Source organism: Streptomyces sp. NPDC094032 (assembly GCF_040303965.1).
Lineage (GTDB): Bacteria > Actinomycetota > Actinomycetes > Streptomycetales > Streptomycetaceae > Streptomyces.
Window position 1 is genome coordinate 86,854 of record NZ_JBEOUE010000005.1, and the last position, 25,417, is coordinate 112,270.

Genomic DNA, 25,417 nt, shown 5'->3' on the forward strand with positions numbered 1-25,417 from the left:
TCCCCGCCCGGAAACACATCCGGACGGGGACACCGCAGGTGAGGCTTGTTACGTTGCCTTCCGGCAGCGTGCCTTACAGACCGAGGTCGACCTCGAACTCGCCGGCCTCCAGGATCGCCTTGACGGCCGTCAGGTAGCGGGCGGCGTCGGCGCCGTCCACCAGACGGTGGTCGTAGGAGAGCGTCAGGTAGGTCATGTCGCGGACGCCGATGACGGTGCCCTCGGCGGTCTCGATGACGGCCGGACGCTTGACCGTGGCACCGATGCCCAGGATGGCGACCTGGTTCGGCGGCACGATGATCGTGTCGAACAGCGCACCGCGCGAACCGGTGTTGCTGATGGTGAAGGTCGCACCGGCCAGCTCGTCCGGCGTGATCTTGTTGCCGCGGACCTTGCCGGCCAGCTCGGCGGTGGCCTTGGAGATGCCGGCGATGTTCAGGTCGCCCGCACCCTTGATGACCGGGGTCATCAGGCCCTTCTCGGAGTCCACCGCGATCCCGATGTTCTCGGAGTCGAAGTAGGTGATGGTGCCCTCGGCCTCGTTGATCCGGGCGTTGATGACCGGGTGGGCCTTCAGCGCCTGGGCCGCCGCCTTCACGAAGAACGGCATCGGGGAGAGCTTGACACCCTCACGGGCGGCGAAGGCGTCCTTCGCGCGGCCGCGCAGCTTCATCAGCTTGGTGATGTCGACCTCGACGACCGAGGACAGCTGGGCCTGGCCGTGCAGCGCCTTCATCATGTTGTCGCCGATGACCTTGCGCATGCGGGTCATCTTGACGGTCTGACCGCGCAGCGGGGAGACCTCAAGGGCCGGGGCCTTGGCGGCGGCGACCGGAGCCGGAGCGGCGACCGGAGCCGGGGCGGCCTTCTTGGCCTCGGCGGCCGCGAGGACGTCCTGCTTGCGGATACGGCCGCCGACGCCGGTGCCCTTGACGGCCGCCAGGTCGACACCGTTCTCGGTGGCCAGCTTGCGGACCAGCGGGGTCACGTACGCGCCGTCCTCCGCCGGCTGTGCGGCGGCGGGGGCGACCGGGGCGACCGGAGCCGGGGCGGCGACCGGCGCGGCGGGCGCGACCGGGGCCGGAGCGGCGACCGGGGCGGCCGGCGCGACCGGAGCCGGGGCGGCGACCGGAGCGGCCGGAGCCACCGGGGCCGGAGCCGCGACGGGGGCCGGGGCGGCCGGAGCCGGAGCGGCGGCGGGCGCGGCACCGGCGGCACCGATGACGGCCAGCTTGGCGCCGACCTCGGCGGTCTCGTCCTCGCCGACCACGATCTCCAGGAGCACGCCGGAGGCGGGCGCCGGGATCTCGGTGTCGACCTTGTCCGTGGAGACCTCAAGAAGCGGCTCGTCGGCCTCGACGGTCTCGCCGACCGACTTCAGCCAGCGGGTGACGGTGCCCTCGGTCACGGACTCGCCGAGCGCCGGAAGGACGACGTCGGTGCCCTGAGCGGCACCGGCGGGGGCGGCGGCCGGAGCCTCGGCCACGGGGGCCGGGGCGGCGGGGGCCTCGGCGACCGGCGCCGGGGCGACCGGGGCCGGAGCGGCGACCGGCTCGGCGGCCGGCGCCGGGGCGGCGGCGGGGGCGCCGCTGCCGTCGTCGATGATGGCCAGCTCGGCGCCGACCTCGACCGTCTCGTCCTCGGCGACCTTGATGGAGGCCAGGATGCCCGAGGCGGGGGCGGGGATCTCGGTGTCGACCTTGTCGGTCGAGACCTCGAGCAACGGCTCGTCAGCCTCGACGCGCTCGCCCTCGGCCTTGAGCCAGCGGGTGACGGTGCCCTCGGTGACGCTCTCGCCGAGCGCCGGCAGGGTTACGGAAACCGACATGGTTTCGGTTGCTCCTATCGAATGTGCGGAAAGTGGTCGTCGCGCCCTGAGTGACGTGAGCGTCAGTCGTGGGAGTGGAGAGGCTTGCCGGCCAGGGCCAGGTGGGCCTCGCCGAGGGCCTCGTTCTGCGTCGGGTGGGCGTGGATGAGCTGCGCGACCTCGGCCGGCAGCGCCTCCCAGTTGTAGATCAGCTGCGCCTCGCCGACCTGCTCGCCCATGCGGTCACCGACCATGTGGACGCCGACCACGGCACCGTCCTTGACCTGGACCAGCTTGATCTCGCCCGCGGTCTTGAGGATCTTGCTCTTGCCGTTGCCCGCGAGGTTGTACTTGAGGGCGACGACCTTGTCCGCGCCGTAGATCTCCTTGGCCTTGGCCTCGGTGATGCCGACGGAGGCGACCTCGGGGTGGCAGTACGTCACCCGCGGCACACCGTCGTAGTCGATCGGGACGGTCTTCAGACCGGCCAGCCGCTCCGCGACCAGGATGCCCTCGGCGAAGCCGACGTGGGCGAGCTGGAGGGTCGGGACCAGGTCGCCGACCGCGGAGATCGTGGGCACGTTGGTGCGCATGTACTCGTCGACGAGCACGTAGCCGCGGTCCATCGCGACGCCCTGCTCCTCGTAACCGAGACCGGCGGAGACCGGGCCGCGGCCGATGGCGACGAGCAGCACCTCGGCCTCGAAGGTCTTGCCGTCGGCCAGCGTGACCTTGACACCGGTCTCGGTGCACTCGGCCGACTGGAAGAAGGTGCCGAGGTTGAACTTGATGCCGCGCTTGCGGAACGCGCGCTCCAGCAGCTTCGAGCTGTTCTCGTCCTCGACCGGGACCAGGTGCTTCAGGCCCTCGATGACGGTGACGTCGGTGCCGAAGGACTTCCACGCGGAGGCGAACTCGACGCCGATGACGCCGCCGCCGAGGATGATCGCGGACTCCGGGACCCGGTCCAGGGTCAGCGCGTGGTCCGAGGAGATGATCCGGTTGCCGTCGATCTCCAGGCCGGGGAGCGACTTCGGCACGGAGCCGGTGGCGAGCAGGACGTGACGGCCCTCGACCCGGCGGCCGTCCACGTCGACCGAGGTCGGCGAGGACAGGTGGCCGGTGCCCTCGATGTAGGTCACCTTGCGGGAGGCGACGAGACCCTGCAGACCCTTGTACAGGCCCGAGATCACGTCGTCCTTGTACTTGTGCACGGCCTTGATGTCGATGCCCTCGAAGGTGGCCTTGACACCGAACTGCTCCGCCTCGCGCGCCTGGTCGGCGACCTCGCCGGCGTGGAGCAGGGCCTTCGTCGGGATGCAGCCGTTGTGCAGGCAGGTGCCGCCGAGCTTGTTCTTCTCGATCAGTGCGACGTCCAGGCCCAGCTGCGCTCCGCGCAGCGCCGCGGCGTAACCGCCGCTACCGCCGCCGAGGATCACTAGGTCGAAAACGGTGCTGGCGTCGTTCGCCACGTCACGTCCTCCATGCATGTGCGCTCGTCGCCGGTCGTCGATGACCGGGCGGCGGCTCTGGTGTCCGGCCGCATTTTCTTCGGCCCTGTGGTGGGGGCCCTGTCCTGCCGAGAACCCATCTTCGCACTTGTTGACGGACGACGGGACGCGGGGCCGGTGGTTGAGACCGGCGGATCGTCCGTACGGACGGGTAACGCGGGGGTGCGGGGCTGCGGATTTCGTCGCAGGCGAACGGCCCCCGGGCGGAACCCGGGGGCCGTTCGTCCAGCGGATCAGCGGGTGATCAGCGGGAGGCTCAGAGCTCGCCCTCCGCGTGCAGCTCGGCCAGCCGCACCAGGGTCCGCACCGAGGAGCCGGTGCCGCCCTTGGGGGTGTAGCCGTACGGGGCGCCCTCGTGGAAGGCCGGGCCCGCGATGTCCAGGTGCGCCCAGGTGATGCCCTCGCCCACGAACTCCTGGAGGAAGAGACCGGCGACCAGGCCGCCGCCCATCCGGACGCCCATGTTCGCGATGTCGGCGGTGGGGGAGTCCATGGACTTGCGCAGGTCCGCCGGGAGCGGCATCGGCCAGGACTGCTCGCCGACCTCCTCGGCGACCTCGTGGATCGCGGTCCGGTAGGCGTCGTCGTTGGCCATGATGCCGAAGGTGCGGTCGCCCAGGGCCAGCACCATGGCGCCGGTCAGGGTGGCCACGTCGATGATCGCGTCCGGGTTCTCCTCCGAGGCCTTGGTCAGCGCGTCGGCCAGGACCAGCCGGCCCTCGGCGTCCGTGTTGAGGACCTCGACGGTCTTGCCGCTGTACATGCGCAGCACGTCGCCGGGGCGGGTGGCCGAGCCGGACGGCATGTTCTCGGCCAGCGCCAGCCAGCCGGTGACGTTGACGGTCAGGCCGAGGCGGGCCGCGGCGACGACGGCGGAGAACACGGCGGCGGCGCCGCTCATGTCGCACTTCATCGTCTCGTTGTGGCCGGCCGGCTTCAGGGAGATGCCGCCCGAGTCGTAGGTGATGCCCTTGCCGACCAGGGCGAGGGTCTGCTCCGCCTTCGGGTGGGTGTAGGCGATCCGGACCAGGCGCGGCGGGTTCACCGAGCCGACGCCGACGCCGAGGATGCCGCCGAAGCCGCCCTTGGCGAGCGCCTTCTCGTCGAGCACCTGGACCTTGAGGCCGTACTCCTTGCCGGCGGCCTGGGCGGCGGCGGCGAAGGCGACCGGGTGGAGGTCGTTCGGCGGCTGGTTGATCAGGTCGCGGGAGCGGTTGATCTCCTCGGCGACGACCTGCGCGCGCTCCGCGGCGGCCTTGTAGGCCTTGTCGCGGGGCTTGGCGCCGAGCAGGGCGACCTCGCCCAGCGGCTTCTTGGCGTCCTTGGGGACGTCCTGGTAGGCGGTGTAGGCGTACGCGCCGAGCAGGGCGCCCTCCGCGATGGCGGCGGCGTCCTCGGGGGCGGCGATCGGCAGCGCGAACGCGGCCTTCTTCGCACCGGCCAGGGCACGCGCGGCGGTGCCGGCGGCACGGCGCAGCGTCTCGGCCGGGTAGGGCTCGCCGTCCTCGGGCGCGCCGCCCAGACCGACGGCCAGGACCACGGGGGCCTTCACACCGGCGGGGGCGGGCAGCTTGGTCGCCTCACCTTCGGCACCGGAGGCACCCAGAGTCTCCAGGACGGCGGCGAGCCCGCCGTCGAAGGCCTGGTCGACGGCCTCGGCGCCGGGGGCGACGACGAGCGCCTTGCCGGACTTCGCGACGCCGACCACGAGGGCGTCGGCACGCAGCGTCGCCGCTCCGGCGGTGCTGAGAGTGAGAGCAGTCACGGTGGTGAAATCTCGCTTCCATTGAGTTCTTGGCGGTCGAGGGATGGGCCGACCGTGCCCCGCCGCATCGTATTTCGGCCCGATGAGCGCCGAGAACGAGCCTACGCCCGCTCACCGTGTTCGCTCACGGCGGCGCTGATTCACTCGTCCGTGGTGTCTCTTTCGGGTTTACCCCGTCAGCTCGCGGAGCTCGTTCACACTCGCCTCATTCGCGCAAGGGCGACGCCCTCGCCTTTGCATCCTCTGCAGCATCTCCACAGGTCCCCCCACCGGGCGGACCTGCCCGAGGGGGGACACCACGTGAAGGACTCCGGCCGAATCCGTACGCCCAGAACCACCCGCACGGCACGCCTCGCGGCGCTCGCCGCCGCCGGGCTGCTGGCCACCGTCGTGCCGTCCGCGCAGGCGGGCGCCGCCGAGCCGGCCCCGCGCGTCGACCTCACCGTGCTCGTCGTCGACGACGGCGGCAGCGCGGTCGAGGCGATCACCGCCGAGCTGAAGAGCTCCGGAGTGCCGTACCGCACGCTCGACCTGACCGACGAGCACCGCCCCGTGCTCACCCCGGCCTTCCTCAGCGACACCGTGGACGGCCGCCCGCGCGCCCGGTACCAGGGCGTCGTCCTGCCGCACGAGGCCGTCTTCGGCCCCGACTCCGCCGAGCAGACCGCCCTCGTCGCGTACGAGAGGACCTTCGGCATCCCGCAGGTCGACGCGTACACCTGGGCCCACCCCGGCGTCGGGCTCGACTACACCGACGACGGCGGCTACTCCGGCGTCCTGGACGGCACCCAGGCCTCCGTCACGCCCGCCGGCCGGACAGGCCCCTTCCGGTACCTCAAGGGAACACTGGCCTTCGAGGACAACGACCCCTCCACCTCCGAGAGTTACGGCTACGCGGGCCGCCCCCGCGCCGGCTACACCAGCTACCTCGACATGCCCGTCGGGAACGGCGCGCGGGCCAGCCTGATCGGCGAGTACGCCCACGACGGGCGGCGCGAGCTGGTGGTCTCCTTCGCGTACAACCAGTACCAGCGCCAGTTCCGGGCGCTGGCCCGGGGCATCGTCGAATGGCTGACCCAGGGCGTCCACCTCGGTCAGGACCTCAACTACCTCTCCGTCCACGTCGACGACGTGCTCGCCCCCGACGCCCGCTGGGACACCGTGCGCAACTGCACCCCGGGCGACCTCGACTGCGCGGGCGACGACGGGGCGGCCGAGAACCCGATCCGGATGACCGCCGCCGACGCGCAGTACGCGGCCGCCTGGCAGAAGTCCTCGGGCTTCCTCCTCGACCTGGTCTACAACGGCGGCCAGGGCGAGCAGTGGAAGACCGAGCACGGCGGCACCGACCCGCTCGCCACCCGGCTGCTCGCCGACCGCGCCCAGTACCGCTGGGTCAACCACACCTACACCCACCCGTTCCTCGGCTGCGTCCAGGACACCACCACCGTCCCCTGGCAGTGCGCCAAGGACCCGGTGACGGGCGCGGTGAAGTGGACGAGCCGCAGCGAGATCTCCGCCCAGATCCGCGACAACTACCTCTGGGCCCTCGGCAAGGGGATCTCCGTCGACCGCGCCGAACTGGTCACCGGCGAGCACTCCGGCCTGAAGACGCTGCCCCAGCAGCCCGTGGACAACCCCAACCTCGCCGCGGCGCTCGCGGACAACGGCGTGAAATGGACGGCGAGCGACAACTCCCGCGAGCCGCAGCAACGTTCCGTCGGCTCCGCGCAGACCGTCCCCCGCCACCCCATGAACGTGTACTACAACGTGGGCACCGCGGCCGAGATGACCGACGAGTACAACTGGATCTACACCTCCCGGGCCGACGGCGGCAGCGGCATCTGCGAGTCCAACCCGACCTCGACCTGCCTGCGAGCCCCGCTCGACCCGGCCACCGGCTACGCGGCCCACATCGTGCCGCAGGAGGCCCGCACCGCCCTCGCCCACGTGATGGGCAACGACCCGCGCCCGCACTACGTGCACCAGTCCAACCTCGCCGAGGAGCGCATCCTCTACCCGGTCCTGGACCGGATCCTCGCCGACTACCGCGAGCTGTTCGCCCCGAACACGCCCCTGGTCAACCCGCGCCAGAAGGACGCGGGCACCGAACTGGACCGCCGCACAGCCTGGGACAAGGCCCTGGCAGCCGGCCAGGTAACGGCATACCGCATCGGCACCACGATCACGGTGAAGGCCCCGTCCGGCACGGACGTCCCCCTCACCGTCCCCGAGGGCACCCGCAAGCAACTCCTCCTCGGCACCACACCCTTCGGCACGGCGTACGCGGGCGCCCGCTCGGCCTGGACGACCCCCGACCTGCTCCAGACCGCGATCACGCTCAAGCTGCCGACCACCTGACCGAAGCCAGGGATCCGATACGTCCGGGGGGACAACATGCCGAGCAGTGGCCGACACGTCACCATGCTCACCGAAGGCACCTATCCACACGTGCACGGGGGCGTCAGCACGTGGTGCGACCAGCTGGTGCGCGGGATGCCGGAGGTCGACTTCCACATCCTCGCCCTCACCGGCAGCGGCCGCGAACCCGTGACCTGGGAGCTGCCGCCGAACATCTCCGAGCACCGCTCGTTCCCGCTCTGGGGCACCCCGGAGCGGGGCGGGGCGCTCAGGGGCAGGGCACGCCGCGACTTCCTCGCCACCTACGAACGCTTCCTGCTCGCCATCCTCGACCCGACCGCGGGCTGCGACTTCGGCGAGTCCCTGTACGCCCTCGCCGAACTCGCCCGCGAGGGACGCCTGACCGCCGCCCTGCGCTCGGAACAGGTCCTGCGCTCCCTCATGTGGATCTGGTCCATGCCCCACCTGCCGACGGCCGTGGCCCGCCCCACCGTCCACGACGCCCTCACCGCCACCGACCTGCTGGAACACGCCCTGCGCCCGCTCGCCGCCCGGATACCCGGCGACCGCGTGGCACACGCCGTGTCCAGCGGTCTCGCCACGCTGCCGGCGCTCGCCGCGCAGCACTTCGAAGGGGTGCCCTTCCTGCTCACCGAACACGGCATCTACCTCCGCGAGCGCTACCTCGGCTACCGCACGGAGCCCCAGCGCTGGCCGGTGAAGGCCTTCCTCCTCGGCTTCTACCGAGAGCTCAACTCCCTCGGCTACCGCAAGGCCGACCTGATCACCCCGTGCAACCAGTACAACCGGCGCTGGGAGGAGCGCGGCGGCGCCCCCGCCGACCGCATCCGCACCGTCTACAACGGCGTCGACCCCACCGCGTTCCCCTGGGCGGGCCCCGAACCGGAGACCCCCACCCTCAGCTGGGTGGGCCGCGTCGACCCGATCAAGGACCTGGAGACCCTGATCAGGGCGTACGCGATCGTCCGCGCCGAACTCCCCGAACTGCTCCTGCGTCTCTTCGGCCCGGTCCCCGCGGGCAACGAGGACTACCGCACCCGCCTGGAGAAGCTGGCCGCCGAACTGGGCGTGGCCGACGGAGTCACCTTCGAGGGCCGCACGTCCGACGTGGCGGGCGCCTACGCGGCAGGCAACATCGTGATGCTCTCCTCGATCAGCGAGGGCTTCCCGTTCTCCCTCATCGAGGCCATGTCCTGCGGCCGGGCCACGGTCTCCACGGACGTGGGCGGAGTCCGGGAGGCGGTGGGCGACACGGGCCTGGTGGTCCCACCCCGAGAACCGGCGGTGATGGCAGCGGCAATAACAACCCTCCTCCAGAACGACACCCACCGCACGGAACTGGCCCGATCGGCCCGCCAACGAGTGGTGGACCGCTTCACCCTCCCCCGCGGAGGCCCCGGACCCCGTGGACCCACGGCCGGGCGCGGTCCCACAGCACGCCCCCGACCCGATAGAGGAACTGGCCCACCGCCTGGACGACTTGACGGCAGCGGCAGTCCACCCGGACGAGATAGCCGCGATCCTGGAATCCGACGGCATGACCGACACCCACATCCGCCTCACCTACGGCCGCCAGGACTCCTTCGCCCTGGCCGAGGCCCTCTACGAGCGGACCGACCGCCGCCACCCGGCCCCCGAGCCCCCCCAGCCCACCCCCTGGCACACCGGCCTGGCCGGCTGCCTGCTCCGCGGCCTGGTCTTCGCCCTGCCCGGCCTCGCCTACGTGCTGGGCGCACCGCTGCTGGCCACCGGACCGGGCAGATACGGTTTGCCGCCCGGCACGGTTCCGCTGTTCGCGGGGGCGGTCACCGGCTGGGTGTGGAACCAGGCCCTGTCCCACCGCGCGTACACCTGGCTGGGCCTGGGCGACCGCCGAGCCGCCACCCGAGCGCTGCTCACCGGCGCCCCGGCGGGCGCGGCGGCGGGCGCGGCCGTAGCCGTAGCCGCGGCGGCCCCGGGCGAGACCCCGGCGGTCCTGTTCGGCGCGGGCCAGGCCCTGTACCTGGCCGCCGCGACCGTCCTCCTGGTCCTGGGCCGCGAACGCGCCCTGCTCTGCGCGCTGCTGCCACTCGCCGGAGCCGTCCCGGCCTTCCGCTACGACCTCCCCGAGCCGTTCCGGATCGCCCTGCTGCTCGCCTCGCTCACGGCGACGACCTGCGTGGCCGCCCGAGCCCTGCGCCCGGAGCCGGGGGAGCAGCCCCCCAGGACCAGGGGCGGACCACCGTTCGCGGCCTCCCTCCCGTACGGCCTGTTCGGCCTGGGCAGCGGACTGCTCGTGCTGTACGCGGGAGCGGACGCGGTCGTCGCGCTGACCCTTTCCATGGGCCCGGCCGAGTGGCTGCTGCACCGCTTCAGAGGCGCGAGCCTGACCCGTCTGCGCCTCCTGACGACGGCGTACGAGTTCCGCCGCGCCGTCACCGGCATGCTCGCCCGCTCCCTGGGCGCGTACCTCGGGGTGCTGGCCGCCCTGACCCTCACCGCCGCCGCGCTGTGGCCGGGCACGGCGGCCCTCGCCCCCGGGCGGATCGGCTCGCTGCTCCTGGTGGGCGCGGTGCTGTGGCTGGGCCTCCTGTTGCAGGCCTTCGGCGGGGTGTCGAGCGCGGCGGCGGTCTGCCTGCTGGCGGCGGGCGCGCAGACGCTGATGCCGCCGGCGGCGGCCCCGGTGGCGGCGGGCGCGGCGGCGGCGGTGCTGTGCGTGCTCACCGGCGTCCTGCTGGCCCGCCCGACCACCCACCGCTTCTAGGAACGGACCGGACATGCCCCCCTCCCTCCTGATCCCCTTCTACGAGCACCCGGCCGACCGCCCCGAGGACTGGGCCGCGGTGGTGGCGGCGGCCCCGGCCCTCTACGGCGTGGTCCTGAACCCGGCGAGCGGCGCGGGCCAGGCGGCGGACCCGGCCTTCGCGGAGCTGGCGGCCCGGCTGCGGACGGCCGGCGTCCGGGTCCTCGGCTACGCGGACACCGACTACGGCCGCCGCCCGCACGCCGAGGTCGTCGCGGACCTGCTGCGGCACCGCGACTGGTACCGGGCGGACGGCGCGTTCCTGGACCAGGTGCCGACGGATCCGACCGCGCTGCCGCACTACCGCCGCCTGGCGGTGTCGGCGCGGGCGGCAGGCGTCCGCACCCTGGTCCTGAACCACGGTGCCCACCCTGCCCCCGGCTACGAGGCCCTGGCCGACCTCCTCGTGACCTTCGAGGGCCCGTGGGACACGTACCGCGACCTGGACCTGCCGGTGGCGGACCACTACTGCCACCTGGTGTACGCGGCCCCGGCCGACGTCCGCCCCACGACCCCGGTGCACTGCGCGGTCCCCGGCACGGGCGCGCACCCGTGGGGCACCCTCCCGCACACGTTGGAGCCCGCCCGATGAGACGCCTGCTTCAGGCACTGGCCCTGCTGATCCTCCTGGCAGGCTGCACGGCACCCCCGCCCCCGGCCCCGGACACTCCGAAACCCCCACCCTCCCCACCCTCCACCCGCTGGCACCCACCCCCCGGCACCCCCTGGCAATGGCAACTGAGCGGCCCCCTGGACAAGTCCGTGGACGCCCAGGTCTACGACATCGACGGCTTCGACCACCCGGCGGCCACGGTGGCGGACCTGCACCGCCGCGGCCGCAAGGTCATCTGCTACCTGTCCACCGGCGCCTGGGAGGACTTCCGCCCGGACGCGGCGAAGTTCCCCAGGTCGGTCCTGGGCAAGGGCAACGGCTGGAAGGGCGAACGCTGGCTGGACATCCGCCGCACGGACGTCCTGGCCCCCCTGATGGCGACCCGCCTGGACATGTGCCGGGCGAAGGGCTTCGACGCGGTGGAACCGGACAACATGGACGCCTACAAAAACGAAACAGGCTTCCCCCTCACACCAGCCGACCAACTCGCGTACAACCGCCTGATCGCCCGCATGGCCCACGACCGAGGCCTGGCGGTGGGCCTGAAGAACGACCTGGACCAGATCCCCCAACTCCTGCCGGACTTCGACTTCGCGGTCAACGAGCAGTGCGCGCAGTACGACGAGTGCGACCTGCTGACCCCCTTCGTGAAGGCGGGCAAGGCGGTGTTCCACGCCGAATACGAGCAACAGACATCGGAGTTCTGCCCGAAGACAAGCCGCCTGGGCCTGAGCTCACTCCTCAAGAAGTACGAACTGGGAGCCTGGCGCCAGACCTGCTGAACGAGAAGACGGAGTCACCACACCTGAGGCGGCTCCGGCAGCATGCTGTAGTTCCCACTCGCGGCATGGTCATGCACCCCACCCGCAGGACACCGCCCGGCCTCGCCCCCGCCATAGGCCAGCCCCTGGCACTTGGCACACCACTTCCAGTCCGCCTGGGAGATCTGCACCCCGTGCAGCAGGGTGTAGTTCCCACTGGCCGACAGATCGTGGACACCCCCCGTGGGGCAGGCCGCGGCGGGCCCGCCACCGAAGACGAGCCCCTGGCAGTTGCGGCACCACCGCCAGTCGTCCTGGCTGGTCAGCCCCCGAAGCTCATGCAGCATCTGGTAGTTGCGCAGAGTGGACGGCTGATGTGCCCCGCCACCCGGGCAAGGACCGGGCGACCCGTCGCCGAACACGAGCGCCCGGCACGCCCCGCACTCGCGCCAGCCGGACTGCGCGGTCGGCAGGGTCACGTCGTGCTGCATGCTGTAGTTGCCGCTGGACGCGTGGTCGTGGCGCCCCCCGGCCGCGCAGGGCCCGGGCGTGCCGATCCCGCTAGCGAGCACCTGGCACTTGGCGCACCACCGCCACCCGTACTCACCGGCCATCGGCTCGACCCCGTGCAGCATGTGGTACTCACCGCTGCCGGTGTGGTCATGGCTGCCACCGGCCTGGCACGGCCCCGGGGAGCCGCCCGCGAAGGCGAGGCTCTGGCACTTCGCGCACCACCGCCAGCCCGCCTGCACCGCCGGCGCGGGGAACTCGTGGAGGAGGCTGTACGGCCAGCTCGGGCCGTGGTCGTGGGTGCCGCCGACCGGGCACTCGCCCACCTTGGTGCCGAAGGCGAAGGCGATCCCCTGGCACTTGGCGCACCAGCGCCAGCCCGGCTGCTGGTGCGGGTAGTCGGGGACGGGGAAGGAGCCGATGAGGCTCACGCGGACGCCGGGCACGCCCTCGTCCTGCCGCTCGACGACCTGGACCCGGTAGCCGGTGCCGCCGAACGCGATCGTGGCGCCCAGGCCGACGGCCGGCGGGAAGGAGGTCTCGAACCAGGGCGGATCTACCTCGTGGTGCCCCGGCCCGATCGACCGCGCGCCGATGGTGTGCACGACCACCGCCGGGTCGCCGATACCGGCGTCGTCCCCGACGGGGAGCCGGTACTCGACGGTGAGGACGCCGCCGCCGTCGAGGTTCGCCACCGCGAGCACCGGGCTCTCGCCGGCCCGGGTGAGCGCCGCCACCGTGGCGTCGGTGCCGAACCGGGAGTGGACCACACGCCGGTCGAAGGCGCCCGCCGCGCCGCTCCCGGAGGTGTACGCGCCGCTGCCGCCGAACTCGCGGCGGACGAACAGCCGGTACAGCGACGCGGCGGCGGCCCTGCGCCCGCTGCGCCAGAAGTCGGGGACGGTCACCACGTCGGCGAACTCGGCGGGCCGGTCGATGGCGTGGCTGTTGGTCCCGGTCCAGCCCATCACGCAGTACGGATCGGCGTAGGCGCCGCCGTACCCCCAGGCGTGCTCGAAGCCGAGCAGATGGCCGACCTCGTGCTGGAAGAACTCCAGACCCCCGCCCTGGTCGAGCGCGAGGTCCCCGCCGCCGTCGGCGCCCGCGTTGCACGGCGGCGGGTTGAGGAAGCAGGCGACATGGTCGAAGCCGGAGAGCGACTGCCCCGCCGCCTCGGTCGCCTCGCGGCAGGCGACGACCATGCCGTGCCGGTCGTCGCGCAGCGCCGACTGGTCGCGGTCGAGCACAAGCCATTGCGGGGAGAGCGTGAACTGGAGGTCGAGCAGCCCGAAGGTGGAGCGCGCCCAGTAGTCGCGCAGGCTCCAGCCGTCGGGCCGCCCGCACAGCGCGTCGAAGAACGCGTCTCCCCAGACCACGGTGGCCGGGGCGTCGGGGCTGGGTGTGCGCCAGGTGAACCGGGGGACGAAGACGCGTACGGGTCCGGGAAACACGGGTGCCCCTCTCGGCGAGCTCCAGCGAGGCTGGATCCCTACCCGGGGCGGTGCCGGTCCGTGCCGACGCGCCCCGGGGTTCACCCCAAGGTGAGCGCCACCAGCGCCACCGTCGCCGCCGTCTCCTCGACCGCGCCGAACACGTCCCCGGTCACCCCGCCGAAGCGCCGTACGCACCGCCGCAGCAGCAGTTCGGCGACGCCGAGGGCGGCGAGGGCGGCGAGGGGGAGGCGGAGGGCGTCGTACGGGGAGAGGAGCGCGCCGGCCGCCGCGCACAGGACGAGCACCAGACAGGTCGTCAGGACGGCGGAGCGGTACGGGACGGTGGCGGCGACGATCGCGCCGAGGCCTTCGGGGCGGGCGGCCGGCACGCCGTGGCGGGAGGCGTGGGTGAGGGCGAGGCGGGCGACGGTGGCGGCGAGGACGGCGCCGACGATGCCGTGGGCCCAGCCCTCGGCGTACAGCTCGTAGAGCGCGGCGACCTGGGCGAGCAGCGCGAAGAGGATGGCGAGCACGCCGAAGGGGCCGATGTCGGACTGCTTCATGATGCGCAGCGCGTCCTCGGCGGGCTTGGCGCTGCCGAGTCCGTCGGCGGTGTCGGCGAGCCCGTCGAGGTGGAGGCCGCGGGTCATCAGCGCGGGGACGCCGACGGTGAGGACGGCGGCGAGCAGCGGGCTCGAGCCGAGCAGCAGGAACACCCCTCCGACCGCGGCCGCGCACAGGCCGACGACGAGGCCCGCGACCGGGGCGCAGAGCATCCCGGCGCGGGCCGCGTCGCGGTCCCAGCGGGTGATGCGGGCGGGGAGCACGGTGAGGGTGCCGAAGGCGAAACGCAGGCCGTCCATCCGCGGAAGGTTAGTGCCCCGGCCAGAAGGCTAAATTGGCCATATGGCACGAAAGTGATCGAAACAGAATGATCGGCAGAGGGGTGGCATGGGTCACTGGTTCTCGCGCAACATCGTCGAACCCGGGAAACTCCCGCTGTTCCTCGCCCTGACCTCCTTCGTGCTGACCTTCCTGGTCACCCGTACGGTGACCCGGCTCATCCGGGCCGGCAAGGGCCCGTTCCGCAACGTCTCCTCGGGCGGGCTGCACATCCACCACGTGGTGCCGGGCGTGGTGCTCACCGTCCTCGGCGGGTTCGGCGCGGTGGCCAGCGGCCGGGAGGGGATCGGGGCGGCCGTCTTCGCCGTGGTCTTCGGGATCGGCGCGGGGCTCGTCCTGGACGAGTTCGCGCTGATCCTGCATCTCGACGACGTCTACTGGTCGGAGGACGGCCGCAAGAGCGTCGAGGTCGTGGTCCTGACCGCGGCCCTCGTGCTGCTCACCCTGGCGGGCTTCTCCCCGCTCGGCGTCAACGACATGACGGCGAGTGAACGCCAGGACCGGGCCGGGTTCATCCTGACCCTCGCGGTGAACTTCCTCTTCGTCCTGACCACCCTGGTGAAGGGGAAGTTCCGGATGGCCGTGCTCGGCACCCTCGTGCCGTTCGTCGCGATCGTCGGCGCCGTCCGTCTCGCCCGCCCCGGCTCCTGGTGGTCCCGCCGCCTCTACGCCCGACGGCACCGGGCCAGGGCCCGCTCCTGGGTCCGCGCCTACCGGCACGACAAGCGCTGGACCCGGGTCCGCCGCAGGGCTCAGGACCTGATCGGCGGCTTCCAGGAGCGCGTCCCCGGGCGGGGCTCCGCACCGCGCTGACCCCGCTCCCGCCACCGCTGGAAGGCGATGACCGCGAGCACCGCGGCGATGGCGGCGATGTGCTCCTTGCCGGCCAGGTTGTTCTTGATCAGCACCTCGACCACCATCGCCACGACCACCAGCGTCCCGGTCCACCGGGCCCGGTAGCGCCAGCACACGTACACGGCGAGGCCGACCACCGCCGCCGACGGGCCGGTGTCCACCACCTGCGCGTCGGAGGCGGGCAGGCCGAACGGGCTGTCGGGCCCGAGCGCGATGGCGAGCCGGGCGTACAGCGTGCCGGCCAGCGTCGCCGCGTACGCGACGACCAGCGTCCGCCACCGGCCCAGGCAGATCTCGGCGATGCCGAAGACCAGCAGGATCTGGGCGAGCGCGCCCCACACCGGCAGGTCGAGCGCCGGTACGAAGAGCGAGAGCGGGGTCCGCAGCAGGGCCAGGACCAGCGGGTCCTCGGCCCGGACCGAGCCGATGTCCTGCACCGGCTGGTAGCCCCAGTCCTGGTTCTGCACGATCTGGAAGACGGAGGTGAGGCAGACCGCCGCCAGGGTCATGGGGATCGCCCGCCACCCGCGGGCGACGAGCGCCGCCCGCACGGTCGCGTACAGCGGCCCCCACTCCCGTATGGCGAAGCTCCTCAGTGCCCCGCGCGCCCCCGAAGCGTTTCTCAACGCCGTCCCTCCAGATGCTTGCGGTGCAGCCACTTCGGCAGTCCGGGGGCTTCCAGGAAGCCCTCGGCGCGCCCGGCCGCGAGGCCGATGCGCAGCAGGTCGGCGCTCTTCTCGAAGAGCATGAAACGGGGCTCCCAGATCGGTCGGTACTTGGCGTTGGCGCGGTACAGCGACTCGATCTGCCACCAGCGGGAGAAGAAACTGAGCAGCGAGCGCCACATGCGCAGCACGGGTCCCGCCCCCAGCTTCGAGCCACGTTCGAAGACGGATCGGAACATCGCGAAGTTGAGCGAGACCTGAGTGATCCCGATCTCCTTCGCCCGCTGGAGCAACTCGATGACCATGAACTCCATCAGGCCGTTCTCGGAGTCCCGGTCCCGGCGCATCAGGTCCAGCGAGAGGCCCTTCGGCCCCCAGGGCACGAAGGACAGCAGGGCCCGCAGCTCGCCCGACTCGTCCGAGCACTCCAGCATCACGCACCGGCCGTCCCGGGGGTCGCCAAGCCGTCCGAGCGCCATCGAGAAGCCGCGCTCGGTGGCCCCGTCGCGCCAGTCGTCGGCCTTGCGGAGCAGCTCGTCCATCTCGTCGGCGGGGATGTCCTCGTGGCGCCGGATGCGGACCTCGTACCCGGCCCGCTTGACCCGGTTGAAGGCCTGCCGGACGGTGCGCATGGCCCGCCCGTCGAGGGTGAACTCGTCGGTCTCCACGATCGCCTCGTCGCCCAGCTCCAGGGCGTCCAGGCCGTGCCGGCCGTAGATGGTGCCGGCCTCCTCGCTCGCGCCCATCACGGCCGGGATCCAGCCGTGCTCGCGGGCCTCGGCCAGCCAGGGCTCGATGGCCCCGGGCCAGGCCTCCGGGTCGCCGATCGGGTCGCCGGAGGCGAGGGAGACCCCGCCGACCACCCGGTAGGCGATGGCGGCCTTCTCGCTGGGCGACCAGATGACGCTCTTCTCGCGGCGCAGCGCGAAGTAGCCGAGCGAGTCCCGGTCGCCCTGCTTGTCGAGCAGCGCCCGCAGCCGGTCCTCGTCCTCCTCGGTCAGCGGGTCGACGGCCCGCCGGGCGCGGAAGGCGGCGAACAGCACGGCGAAGAGCAGCAGCGTCGACATGATGTTGATGACCACGTCCACCCAGCCCGGGGTGGTGATCGAGGCGTACGCGCTGTCGTCGGAGGCCAGCGTGATCAGCCGCATCACGCCGTACTTCCAGCGCTCCAGGAAGGTGGAGTGGCCGGCGGCGGTGTTGGTGGCGGTCACCAGGACCGCGGCGAGCAGCGAGGTGACGAGCAGTCCGCCGACCGCCACCGCGGCGGCGAGCAGCGGGTTGGAGCGGTCGCCCTTCGCGTAGAACTCCTTGCGGCCCAGCAGCAGGGAGACGAAGAAGGCGGTGGTCAGAACCAGCGAGATCCAGTTCTGGGGGTGCTGGCGGATCTCCGGGAAGATCATCACCAGCAGGAAGAGCAGCAGGAAGAGCCCGGCGAGGACGAGGTTGAGGATCCACGCGGCCCGCTTGCGGCGGCGCATGGTGATCGCCAGGAAGAGGGTGAAGACACCGGAGGCGAAACCGGCGGTGAGCATGTACGGGGTGAAGTAGTTGTCCTCGTTGTGCCGGCGCAGGTCCTGGCCGAACGAGACCCACACGGCGCTCAGGAAATTGATGAACGTGACGGCCCGCAGATACCAGACGGCGAACGCGGCGGCGCGCCGCGAACGGACCGTGGTCCGGGGCGCTTCTTCGGTGGACAAACGGACCTCTCCCATGAAAAGCGATCATATGGGGCATCACTGTGCATGGCTGGGCGCCGGATGCGACCGTCCGCACGTGGCGGAACGTCCGCATCCGGACCCGTGATCCCGCTCAGTCCACCTCGTCCGCCACCGGAGTGGTCACCTCCGGCAGCTCCGCGGCCAGCGCGGCGGCGGCCCGGACGAGGGGGAGCGCGAGCAACGCCCCGGTTCCCTCGCCCACAGTGACGCCGTGATCGAGCAGCGGGTTGAGCGACATCCGGTCCAGCGCCTTCGCCTGCGCCGGCTCCCCGCTCACCTGGCCCGCCAGCCACCAGTCCGGCGCCCGGAACGCCGCCCGCTGCGCCACCAGCGCACAGGCCGCGCCCACCACACCGTCCAGGATCACCGGCAGGCGCCGCACCGAGGCCTGGAGCAGGAAGCCGACCGTCGCCGCCAGGTCCGGCCCGCCGACCGCCGCGAGCAGCTCCAGCTGGTCGCCCAGGACCGGACGGGCCCGGCGCAGCGCGTCCCGGACCGCCGCGCACTTGCGCATCCACGCCAGGTCGTCGATCCCGGCGCCGCCCCGGCCGGTCACCACGGAGGCGTCCGTCCCGCACAGCGCGGCGATCAGCGTCGAGGCGGGCGTCGTGCCGCCCACGCTCAGATCCCCGAGCACCACCAGATCGGTGCCCGAGTCGGCCTCCTCGTCGGCGATCGCGATGCCCAGTTCGAGCGCCGTGCGGGTCTCGTCGAGGGTCAGCGCGTTCTCGACGTCGATCCGGCCCGTGCCGCGCCGCACCCGGCGCCGGGTCACCTCCGCCGGCAGCAGCTCCGGGTCGCAGTCCAGACCCGCGTCCACCACCCGCACCGGGACCCCCTGGGCCCGCGCGAGCACCGCCACCGGGCTGGCCCCGTCGAGCACGGCGCGCACCAGCGCGTACCCGCCGCCCGCGGCCCGCCCGGACACATCCAGCGAGGCCACACCGTGGTCGCCCGCGAAGAGCACCACCTTCGGCTGCTCCACCGGCCGCGGCGGGACCGCGCCCTGCGCCGCCGACAGCCACTCGCCCAGCTCGTCGAGCCGCCCGAGCGCGCCGGGGCGGACGCTCAGCCGCTCCCTGCGCTCCTCGGCGTCACGCCGGATCCCCCCGTCGGGGCGCTCGATCAGATCGGAGAAGTCGTCGAGGTTCAAGGTTCGTTCCGCCTAGGGACGTCAATCGTTCGTGGCCATGGTCGTAGGACGTTCGAACCCTACCCGGGGCCCCCGAACGCCGTCCCCAAGGTCCCGCCGGACCCGCCCCGCCCTACCCCCGCAGCACCAGCGCCTGCCCCGCGACCACCAGCAGCACCTGCTCGCACTCGTCGGCGAAGGCCGCGTTCAGGCGGCCCAGCTCGTCGCGGAAGCGGCGGCCCGACGCCGTCGCGGGGACCACGCCCGAACCCACCTCGTTCGTCACCGCCACGACCGTGCGGGGCGTCGCCCGCACCGCCGCCACCAGCTCCGCGACCCGCTCCGCGAGGGCCTCCCGGCCGCCGGCCGCCCAGCGCTCGTCGTCCCACGCCCCGACCCGGTCCATGGCGTCCGTCAGCCACAGCGACAGACAGTCGACCAGCAGCGCCGGTCCTTCCCCCGCGAGCAGGGGGACGAGATCGGTGGTCTCGGCCGTACGCCAGGAGCCCGGCCGCCGCTCCCGGTGCAGCCCCACCCGCTCCGCCCAGTCCGGGTCGCCCTCGCGGGTCCCGCCGGTCGCCACGTACAGCACCTCGGGGAAGGCCTCAAGGCGCCGCTCGGCCTCCACCGACTTGCCCGACCTGGCCCCGCCCGTCACCAGCGTCCGCCGCGGCACGTCCGGCACGGCGTGGTACTCGCCCACGTACAGCGTCGTCCCGTCCGGCACCGCCCGCGCCCCGGCCGCCGCGAGCCGCCGGTCCAGCTCGGCCCCGGTGGGCGCGTCGTGGTCCAGGTGCGCGGCGATCACGTCCGTGCCGGGCCCGACCGCCCCGACCGCCCGCAGCCGGGCAAGACCGTCCGGCCGGCCCGTCACGTCCCCGACCACCATGTCGTACGGCGGACGGTGGTCGTCCGGCAGCCCGGCCACCGCGCCGCCCGGCGGCAGGTAGAGCAGCCGCTCGCCCTCCGCCGAGGTCACCTCGTACCCCGTGCCCGGCGCGTCGATCGGCACCGCCCGCACCCGGTGTCCGCTGATCAGCGTCAGCTCCCGCCCGTCCGGCACCCGCCCCGCCGAGGGCAGCCCCGGCGGCAGCTCCACGGCGGGACCGTCGTGCGGATGCGTCAGCAGCACCTGCCGCACCCCGACCAGCGAGTGCCCCGAGCGGGCCGCGGCCAGCGCGGCCCCGGGCGTCAGGTCGAGCAGCAGCGCCCCGTCCACGAGCAGCGAGGTGGCCGCCCGCGCACGCGCCCCCCGGGACAGCGCGCACACCGCGCAGGGGCAGTCCGGGCGGGGGAGTCCGAGGGGTGCGCCGGTGCCGAGCAGAGTCAGTTCCACCCTCAGATCCTCCCGCGTCACCGCAAGCGGTGCTCGCCCGGCTACGCTGCGGGCAGGAAACCGATCATCCGGAGGCTGACATGGCATGGACGTGGCGGTTCGAGAAGTCCGACGGCACCGAGGTCGCACCGGCGGTGACCCCCGAGGAGTTCCCCACGCAGGGCGACGCGGAATCCTGGATCGGTGAGAACTGGCGCGACCTGCTCGACGGCGGCGCGGACCAGGTGACGCTGTCCGAGGACGGGACGAAGATCTACGGCCCGATGGCGCTCGACGCCGAGGGCTAGAGAAGACGAACGGGGTGCGGGCCCGCGGCCCGCACCCCGAAGAACCCGGGGTGACTCAGCCCCGTACGCCGCAGAGGTGCAGCAGTCCCGCGATCCGCCGGTACGGCTCGGTGCGCGAGGCCCGGTCCTCGACCGTGAGCAGGCGCTCCAGCTCGTCCGCGGCCGGCAGGCCCTCGTCGCCGGGAACGCTGTCGGTGAAGACCCGCACGCCGTACCAGGCGTGCAGCGGCGCCGCGATCCCGGCGAGGGTCGCGGTCAGCGCGTCGAGCCGGTCGGCCCGCACCTTGGTGCCGTTGCGGTCGGTGTACACGTCCGACTCGAAGCCGTCGAGCGCGCCCGTCCAGTCCCCGGCCAGGCCCGGCCGCATGGCCAGCGCCTCCGCGTTGGGGACCACCAGGGAGAGCAGGCCGCCGGGGGCCAGCATCCGGGCCAGACCCGCGAGCAGCGCGTCGGGCTCGTCGGCGTACATCAGCACACCGTGGCAGAGGACGACGTCGAAGCTGCCGGGCAGGAAGTGCACCCCGGTGTCGCGTCCCTCGCCCTCGATCAGCCGGACCCGCTCGCGGATGCCGGCCGGTTCGGTCGCCAGCGAGTCGCGGGCGGCCTTCAGCAGCTCGGGGTCGGCCTCCAGGCCGGTCACGGTGTGTCCGGCCCGGGCCAGGCGCAGGGCCTGGGTGCCCTGCCCCATCCCCGCGTCCAGGATCCGCAGCCGCTGCCCCACCGGGTAGCGGGCGGCTATCTGCTCGTCGAGCTGGCGCGCGATCAGCTCCTGGCGGACGGTGTCACGCAGTCCGCCGGGCACGACCGGCCAGTGGGCGACGACGGGCAGCCCGGAGCCGTCCCCGCTCAGGGCCGCTCTCCGCGCTTGACCTGCGGCTTCGGCAGCCGCAGCCGGCGCATCTGGAGCGTGCGCATCAGGCCGTACGCGACGGCGCCGCGCTTCGACTCGTTCGGGAAGCGCTCGTTCAGCTGCTTGCGCAGGCGGAACACGATGCCGATCGAGTCGATGACGATCATCACGATCACACCGGCCCAGAGGACCAGCGAGATGGTCTGGAGCTGGGGCGCCTTGCTGCCGAACAGCGACAGCACGAGGATCACCACGGCCATCGGCAGGAAGAACTCGGCGACCGCGAAGCGCGAGTCGACGAAGTCACGCACGAAGCGGCGCACCGGACCCTTGTCGCGGGCGGGCAGATAGCGCTCGTCACCGCTGGCCAGCGCCTCGCGCTGCTTGACCATGTCGGTGCGGCGCGCCTCGCGCTGACGCTTGGCGGCTTCCTTGCGGTCCAGCGGCGCGGACTGCGCGCGACGGCGCTGGGACTGGGCATCACTCCGCTTCGGGGTCGGGCGGCCCTTGGGGGCCTCGGGGTCGCGGGGCTGCTTGGAGAGGTCCGCCGTCACCTTCTCGGTGGGGGCCTTCTCATCCTTCGAACGGCTTCGGAACACAAGGCCAAGGGTACGTGGTGCCACGCATGGACCCCAGCGTCGGCGGGAACGATCCGCTAACGGCCCGCGTCCCTAGCGGGGGACACCGGGGTTCCTCTACTCCCTGGGCGGGAGGACGCGTGATCGTCAGTCGTCCTTGGGGAGGAGCACATCGGGTCCCGAACAGTGCGGTAATGGAGTCAGGAACCGTACTGTGGTTTCTGTTGGAGAGCTGGAGCCCAGTCCGTCAGAAGGGGGCGCGCGAAGCCCATGAGCGGTGTCATGAAGCGTATGGGGATGATCTTCCGCGCGAAGGCAAACAAGGCCCTCGACCGGGCCGAGGATCCGCGCGAGACCCTCGATTACTCGTACCAGAAGCAGCTGGAGCTGCTCCAGAAGGTGCGCCGCGGCGTCGCCGACGTGGCGACGTCCCGCAAGCGGCTCGAACTGCAGCTGAACCAGCTGCAGGGCCAGTCCGCCAAGCTGGAGGACCAGGGCCGCAAGGCGCTGGCGCTGGGCCGCGAGGACCTGGCGCGCGAGGCGCTGTCCCGGCGCGCCGCGCTCCAGCAGCAGGTCAGCGACCTGGAGGTGCAGCACCAGACGCTGCAGGGCGAGGAGGAGAAGCTCACCCTCGCGGCGCAGCGCCTCCAGGCCAAGGTCGACGCCTTCCGCACCAAGAAGGAGACGATCAAGGCGACCTACACGGCGGCCCAGGCGCAGACCCGGATCGCCGAGTCCTTCTCCGGCATCTCGGAGGAGATGAGCGACGTCGGCCTCGCGATCCAGCGGGCCGAGGACAAGACCGCCCAGCTCCAGGCGCGGGCCGGCGCGATCGACGAGCTGCTCGCCTCGGGCGCGCTCGACGACCAGTCGGGCCTGGGCAAGGACGACATCCAGGCGGAGCTCGACCGGCTGTCCGGCGGTACGGACGTCGAGCTGGAGCTCCAGCGGATGAAGGCGGAGCTGGCCGGTGGCCCGTCCGCGCAGCAGCAGGCCATCGAGGGCGGCGGCGCCACCCCGCAGGACCAGTCGCAGCAGCAGTCCCACCCGCGGTTCGAGAAGTAGCGGCCCCCGTCAGGAGGACGGCACGTCATGATCGTACGGATCATGGGGGAGGGCCAGTGGAAGCTGGCCGACAGTCATTTCATCGAGCTCAACAAGCTGGACGACGAGCTCCTCGAAGAGATGGAGTCGGGGGACGAGGCGGGCTTCCGCCGGACCCTCGACGCCCTCCTGGACGCCGTACGGCGGCTCGGCGAGCCGCTGCCCGACGACGCGCTCGAACCGTCGGAGCTGATCCTCCCGGCCGCCGACGCGAGCCTCGATGAGGTGCGCGAGATGCTGTCCGACGACGGCCTGATCCCGGGCTGACCGGTGCCCGTGACCGGGCCGGGGCGCCCGCCCCGGCCCGGCGGCGCCGTACCGTTTCCCGCTGTGACGACCGACGGCACCCTCCTCGCCCGGGCCCGGGACCGGCAGCGGACCCACCCCCTCGCCTTCGACGCGGGCCTCGCCTTCCTGGTGCTCGTGGCGATGGTCATCAGCTCCTTCACCGACCCGCACGGCCCCGACGGGCCCACCTTCGGCACCCGCGCGCCCACCACCGAGGGCGTCGTGCTGATGCTGCTCGGCGCCACCGCCCTGGTCCTCCGGCGCCGCCGGCCCATCCCGGTGCTGATCGTCACCGCGGGCTTCGCCCTCATCGAGCTGGTCGGCGACGCGCGGCCCGCGCCGGTCACCATGAGCGCCGTCGTCGCCCTCTACACCGTCGCCTCGCGCACCGACCGGCCCACCACCTGGCGGCTCGGGCTCGCCACCATGGGCGTGCTGACCGCCGCCGCCATGTTCTTCGGACCCACCCCCTGGTACGCGCAGGAGAACCTGGGCGTCTTCGCCTGGACCGGGATGGCCGCCGCCGCGGGGGACGCGGTGCGCAGCCGCCGCGCCTTCGTCGACGCCATCCGCGAGCGGGCCGAGCGGGCCGAACGCACCCGCGAGGAGGAGGCCCGCCGCCGGGTCGCCGAGGAGCGGCTGCGGATCGCCCGCGACCTCCACGACGTCGTCGCCCACCACATCGCCCTGGTCAACGTGCAGGCCGGAGTCGCCGCGCACGTCATGGACAAGCGCCCCGACCAGGCCAAGGAGGCCCTCGGGCACGTCCGCGCGGCCAGCCGCTCGGCCCTCGACGAGCTGCGCGCCACGGTCGGACTGCTGCGCCAGTCGGGCGACCCGGAGGCCCCCACCGAGCCGGTGGCGGGGCTCGCGGTCCTGGACGACCTGCTGGCCACCTTCCGCAACGCCGGGCTGCCCGTGGAGCTGGCCCGCACCGACGGCGGCACCGCCCTGCCGGCCGCCGTCGACCTCGCCGCGTACCGGATCGTCCAGGAGGCGCTGACCAACGTGCGCAAGCACGCGGGCGCCGACGCCCGGGCCGAGGTGAGCGTCGTCCGGGTCGGCCGCACCGTGGAGATCACCGTCCTGGACGACGGCCCCCCGATGCCGCCACCCGCCGAGGACACCGAAGACGCCGACGGGGGCGGTCACGGGCTGCTCGGCATGCGGGAGCGGGTGACCGCGCTCGGCGGCTCGCTCACCGCCGCGCCCCGGTACGGGGGCGGCTTCCGGGTGCAGGCGATACTGCCCGTGAACGCCGATGACATCGGCGAGGGGGAGGAAGCGTGACCATTCGCGTGCTGCTCGCCGACGACCAGGCACTGCTGCGCAGCGCCTTCAAGGTCCTGGTGAACTCCGAGCCGGACATGGAGGTCGTCGCCGAGGCCGCCGACGGGGCCGAGGCGGTGGCCCTGGCCCGCTCGGAGCGGGCCGACGTGGTCCTCATGGACATCCGGATGCCGGGGACCGACGGCCTCGCCGCCACCCGCATGATCACCGCGGACCCGGATCTCGCCGCCGTACGGATCGTCATGCTGACCACCTTCGAGGTGGACGAGTACGTGGTGCAGTCGCTGCGCGCCGGGGCCTCCGGCTTCCTGGGCAAGGGCGCCGAACCGGAGGAGCTGCTGGGCGCCATCCGGATCGCGGCCGCCGGCGAGGCCCTGCTGTCCCCGGTGGCGACCAAGGGCCTGATCGCCAAGTTCCTCGCGCAGGGCGGCGGTTCGGACCCGGCGGACGGGACGGGGCCCGCGTACTCCGAACGGCTCGGGGCGCTGACCGCCCGCGAGCGCGAGGTCCTGGTGCTCGTCGCGGGCGGGCACTCCAACGACGAGATCGCCGAGCGGCTCGACGTCAGCCCGCTCACCGTCAAGACCCATGTGAACCGGACCATGGGCAAGCTGGGCGCCCGCGACCGCGCCCAGCTGGTGGTCACGGCCTACGAGTCGGGGCTCGTACGTCCAAGGGTGGAGTGAGCCCGGGGTCCGGCGTACTCCAGACGCGGTATGCGCGGCATAAGGAATTGGGCCCGGGGGGCGAGGATCTGCCCCGCCCCATGGCTGATGGTGTAGGCGGGCACCCCTGGGGTGCCCGGACGGCACTCCTCGGGGGGTGACCGGACGCCTGCCGA

At 72.9% G+C, this 25,417-nt stretch carries 21 protein-coding genes and 1 pseudogene; 11 read left to right on the forward strand and 11 right to left on the reverse strand.

All coding sequences use genetic code 11. From position 1 onward, the window contains the following. Positions 1 to 73: 73 nt before the first annotated feature. The 3 genes from sucB to ABTZ54_RS10025 form a co-directional block, all read right to left on the reverse strand. Entirely contained in the window at positions 74 to 1,828 is a 1,755-nt protein-coding gene (gene sucB, locus ABTZ54_RS10015; RefSeq protein WP_351659402.1) for a 2-oxoglutarate dehydrogenase, E2 component, dihydrolipoamide succinyltransferase, read from the reverse strand. A gap of 62 nt (positions 1,829 to 1,890) precedes the next feature. After that, entirely contained in the window at positions 1,891 to 3,279 is a 1,389-nt protein-coding gene (gene lpdA, locus ABTZ54_RS10020) for a dihydrolipoyl dehydrogenase (RefSeq protein WP_351659405.1), read from the reverse strand. Between the two features lie 295 nt (positions 3,280 to 3,574). Next, positions 3,575 to 5,083 (reverse strand): leucyl aminopeptidase, encoded by a 1,509-nt coding sequence (locus ABTZ54_RS10025; protein WP_351659408.1) that lies wholly within the window; start codon positions 5,081 to 5,083, stop codon positions 3,575 to 3,577. A gap of 300 nt (positions 5,084 to 5,383) precedes the next feature. Here ABTZ54_RS10025 and ABTZ54_RS10030 point away from each other — a divergent pair, with 300 nt between their 5' ends. The 5 genes and pseudogenes from ABTZ54_RS10030 (at position 5,384) to ABTZ54_RS10050 (ending at position 11,642) form a co-directional block, all read left to right on the forward strand. Then, positions 5,384 to 7,444, forward strand: a complete 2,061-nt coding sequence (locus ABTZ54_RS10030; RefSeq protein ID WP_351659411.1) for a hypothetical protein — start codon at positions 5,384 to 5,386, stop codon at positions 7,442 to 7,444. A 36-nt stretch (positions 7,445 to 7,480) separates the two neighbouring features. Further along, positions 7,481 to 8,854, forward strand: a pseudogene (gene pelF, locus ABTZ54_RS10035) (GT4 family glycosyltransferase PelF); the annotation flags it as partial. Between the two features lie 91 nt (positions 8,855 to 8,945). After that, positions 8,946 to 10,208 (forward strand): hypothetical protein, encoded by a 1,263-nt coding sequence (locus ABTZ54_RS10040; RefSeq protein WP_351659414.1) that lies wholly within the window; start codon positions 8,946 to 8,948, stop codon positions 10,206 to 10,208. A gap of 13 nt (positions 10,209 to 10,221) precedes the next feature. Continuing rightward, on the forward strand, positions 10,222 to 10,839 hold the full coding sequence (locus ABTZ54_RS10045; protein WP_351659417.1) for a spherulation-specific family 4 protein: 618 nt from the start codon (positions 10,222 to 10,224) through the stop codon (positions 10,837 to 10,839). Beyond that, positions 10,836 to 11,642, forward strand: coding sequence for an endo alpha-1,4 polygalactosaminidase (locus tag ABTZ54_RS10050; protein ID WP_351659420.1), 807 nt, complete (start codon positions 10,836 to 10,838; stop codon positions 11,640 to 11,642). The genes ABTZ54_RS10045 and ABTZ54_RS10050 overlap by 4 nt, the downstream gene beginning before the upstream one ends. A 14-nt stretch (positions 11,643 to 11,656) precedes the next feature. Here the strand turns inward: ABTZ54_RS10050 and ABTZ54_RS10055 are convergent, their stop codons facing one another. Then, positions 11,657 to 13,582 (reverse strand): hypothetical protein, encoded by a 1,926-nt coding sequence (locus ABTZ54_RS10055; protein ID WP_351659423.1) that lies wholly within the window; start codon positions 13,580 to 13,582, stop codon positions 11,657 to 11,659. Between the two features lie 80 nt (positions 13,583 to 13,662). Continuing rightward, entirely contained in the window at positions 13,663 to 14,427 is a 765-nt protein-coding gene (cobS, locus tag ABTZ54_RS10060; protein ID WP_351659426.1) for an adenosylcobinamide-GDP ribazoletransferase, read from the reverse strand. Positions 14,428 to 14,515: 88 nt separating this feature from the next. Here cobS and ABTZ54_RS10065 point away from each other — a divergent pair, with 88 nt between their 5' ends. Next, a complete protein-coding gene (locus tag ABTZ54_RS10065; RefSeq protein ID WP_351659429.1) occupies positions 14,516 to 15,280 on the forward strand; it encodes a hypothetical protein in 765 nt (254 codons plus the stop codon). Here the strand turns inward: ABTZ54_RS10065 and ABTZ54_RS10070 are convergent. The 4 genes from ABTZ54_RS10070 to ABTZ54_RS10085 form a co-directional block, all read right to left on the reverse strand. Beyond that, complete coding sequence (locus ABTZ54_RS10070) at positions 15,220 to 15,948, reverse strand: hypothetical protein (RefSeq protein ID WP_351659432.1); 729 nt, start codon at positions 15,946 to 15,948, stop codon at positions 15,220 to 15,222. The two genes, ABTZ54_RS10065 and ABTZ54_RS10070, sit on opposite strands and share 61 nt — an antisense overlap. Then, complete coding sequence (locus ABTZ54_RS10075; RefSeq protein ID WP_351659435.1) at positions 15,945 to 17,705, reverse strand: phosphatidylglycerol lysyltransferase domain-containing protein; 1,761 nt, start codon at positions 17,703 to 17,705, stop codon at positions 15,945 to 15,947. The genes ABTZ54_RS10070 and ABTZ54_RS10075 overlap by 4 nt, the downstream gene beginning before the upstream one ends. A 97-nt stretch (positions 17,706 to 17,802) precedes the next feature. Continuing rightward, on the reverse strand, positions 17,803 to 18,864 hold the full coding sequence (gene cobT / locus ABTZ54_RS10080; RefSeq protein ID WP_351659438.1) for a nicotinate-nucleotide--dimethylbenzimidazole phosphoribosyltransferase: 1,062 nt from the start codon (positions 18,862 to 18,864) through the stop codon (positions 17,803 to 17,805). A gap of 112 nt (positions 18,865 to 18,976) precedes the next feature. After that, on the reverse strand, positions 18,977 to 20,179 hold the full coding sequence (locus ABTZ54_RS10085) for a bifunctional adenosylcobinamide kinase/adenosylcobinamide-phosphate guanylyltransferase (RefSeq protein WP_351659441.1): 1,203 nt from the start codon (positions 20,177 to 20,179) through the stop codon (positions 18,977 to 18,979). Between the two features lie 80 nt (positions 20,180 to 20,259). Between ABTZ54_RS10085 and ABTZ54_RS10090 the strand changes: the two genes are divergently transcribed. Beyond that, entirely contained in the window at positions 20,260 to 20,466 is a 207-nt protein-coding gene (locus tag ABTZ54_RS10090) for a hypothetical protein (protein ID WP_132915666.1), read from the forward strand. A 55-nt stretch (positions 20,467 to 20,521) separates the two neighbouring features. Here the strand turns inward: ABTZ54_RS10090 and ABTZ54_RS10095 are convergent, their stop codons facing one another. Both ABTZ54_RS10095 and ABTZ54_RS10100 read right to left on the reverse strand, forming a co-directional pair. Then, positions 20,522 to 21,268, reverse strand: coding sequence for a class I SAM-dependent methyltransferase (locus ABTZ54_RS10095; RefSeq protein WP_351659444.1), 747 nt, complete (start codon positions 21,266 to 21,268; stop codon positions 20,522 to 20,524). A 44-nt stretch (positions 21,269 to 21,312) separates the two neighbouring features. After that, the gene (locus tag ABTZ54_RS10100) at positions 21,313 to 21,915 is read right to left on the reverse strand and encodes a DUF3043 domain-containing protein (protein WP_351659447.1); all 603 of its coding nucleotides are present in this window, start codon (positions 21,913 to 21,915) and stop codon (positions 21,313 to 21,315) included. 249 nt (positions 21,916 to 22,164) lie between these two features. On the opposite strand from ABTZ54_RS10100, the gene ABTZ54_RS10105 reads away from it, so the two are divergent. The 4 genes from ABTZ54_RS10105 to ABTZ54_RS10120 all read left to right on the forward strand — a co-directional run bounded on the left by ABTZ54_RS10105 (position 22,165) and on the right by ABTZ54_RS10120 (position 25,262). Continuing rightward, the gene (locus tag ABTZ54_RS10105; RefSeq protein WP_351659449.1) at positions 22,165 to 22,959 is read left to right on the forward strand and encodes a PspA/IM30 family protein; all 795 of its coding nucleotides are present in this window, start codon (positions 22,165 to 22,167) and stop codon (positions 22,957 to 22,959) included. A 27-nt stretch (positions 22,960 to 22,986) separates the two neighbouring features. After that, the gene (gene pspAA / locus ABTZ54_RS10110) at positions 22,987 to 23,265 is read left to right on the forward strand and encodes a PspA-associated protein PspAA (RefSeq protein ID WP_351659452.1); all 279 of its coding nucleotides are present in this window, start codon (positions 22,987 to 22,989) and stop codon (positions 23,263 to 23,265) included. 63 nt (positions 23,266 to 23,328) lie between these two features. Beyond that, positions 23,329 to 24,576 (forward strand): sensor histidine kinase, encoded by a 1,248-nt coding sequence (locus tag ABTZ54_RS10115; protein ID WP_351659455.1) that lies wholly within the window; start codon positions 23,329 to 23,331, stop codon positions 24,574 to 24,576. Beyond that, positions 24,573 to 25,262: a response regulator gene (locus tag ABTZ54_RS10120; RefSeq protein ID WP_351659458.1), complete on the forward strand. Its 690-nt coding sequence runs from the start codon at positions 24,573 to 24,575 to the stop codon at positions 25,260 to 25,262. The genes ABTZ54_RS10115 and ABTZ54_RS10120 overlap by 4 nt, the downstream gene beginning before the upstream one ends. The last annotated feature ends 155 nt before the right edge of the window (positions 25,263 to 25,417 follow it).

Bases quoted from the DNA above. Each gene is read 5' to 3' on its own strand.
- ABTZ54_RS10090 (WP_132915666.1), top strand. From the start codon at position 20,260: ATGGCATGGACGTGGCGGTTCGAGAAGTCCGACGGCACCGAGGTCGCA.
- cobS (WP_351659426.1), bottom strand. From the start codon at position 14,427: ATGGACGGCCTGCGTTTCGCCTTCGGCACCCTCACCGTGCTCCCCGCC.
- ABTZ54_RS10105 (WP_351659449.1), top strand. From the start codon at position 22,165: ATGAGCGGTGTCATGAAGCGTATGGGGATGATCTTCCGCGCGAAGGCA.
- ABTZ54_RS10045 (WP_351659417.1), top strand. From the start codon at position 10,222: ATGCCCCCCTCCCTCCTGATCCCCTTCTACGAGCACCCGGCCGACCGC.
- pspAA (WP_351659452.1), top strand. From the start codon at position 22,987: ATGATCGTACGGATCATGGGGGAGGGCCAGTGGAAGCTGGCCGACAGT.
- ABTZ54_RS10075 (WP_351659435.1), bottom strand. From the start codon at position 17,705: ATGGGAGAGGTCCGTTTGTCCACCGAAGAAGCGCCCCGGACCACGGTC.
- sucB (WP_351659402.1), bottom strand. From the start codon at position 1,828: ATGTCGGTTTCCGTAACCCTGCCGGCGCTCGGCGAGAGCGTCACCGAG.
- ABTZ54_RS10065 (WP_351659429.1), top strand. From the start codon at position 14,516: ATGGGTCACTGGTTCTCGCGCAACATCGTCGAACCCGGGAAACTCCCG.
- ABTZ54_RS10050 (WP_351659420.1), top strand. From the start codon at position 10,836: ATGAGACGCCTGCTTCAGGCACTGGCCCTGCTGATCCTCCTGGCAGGC.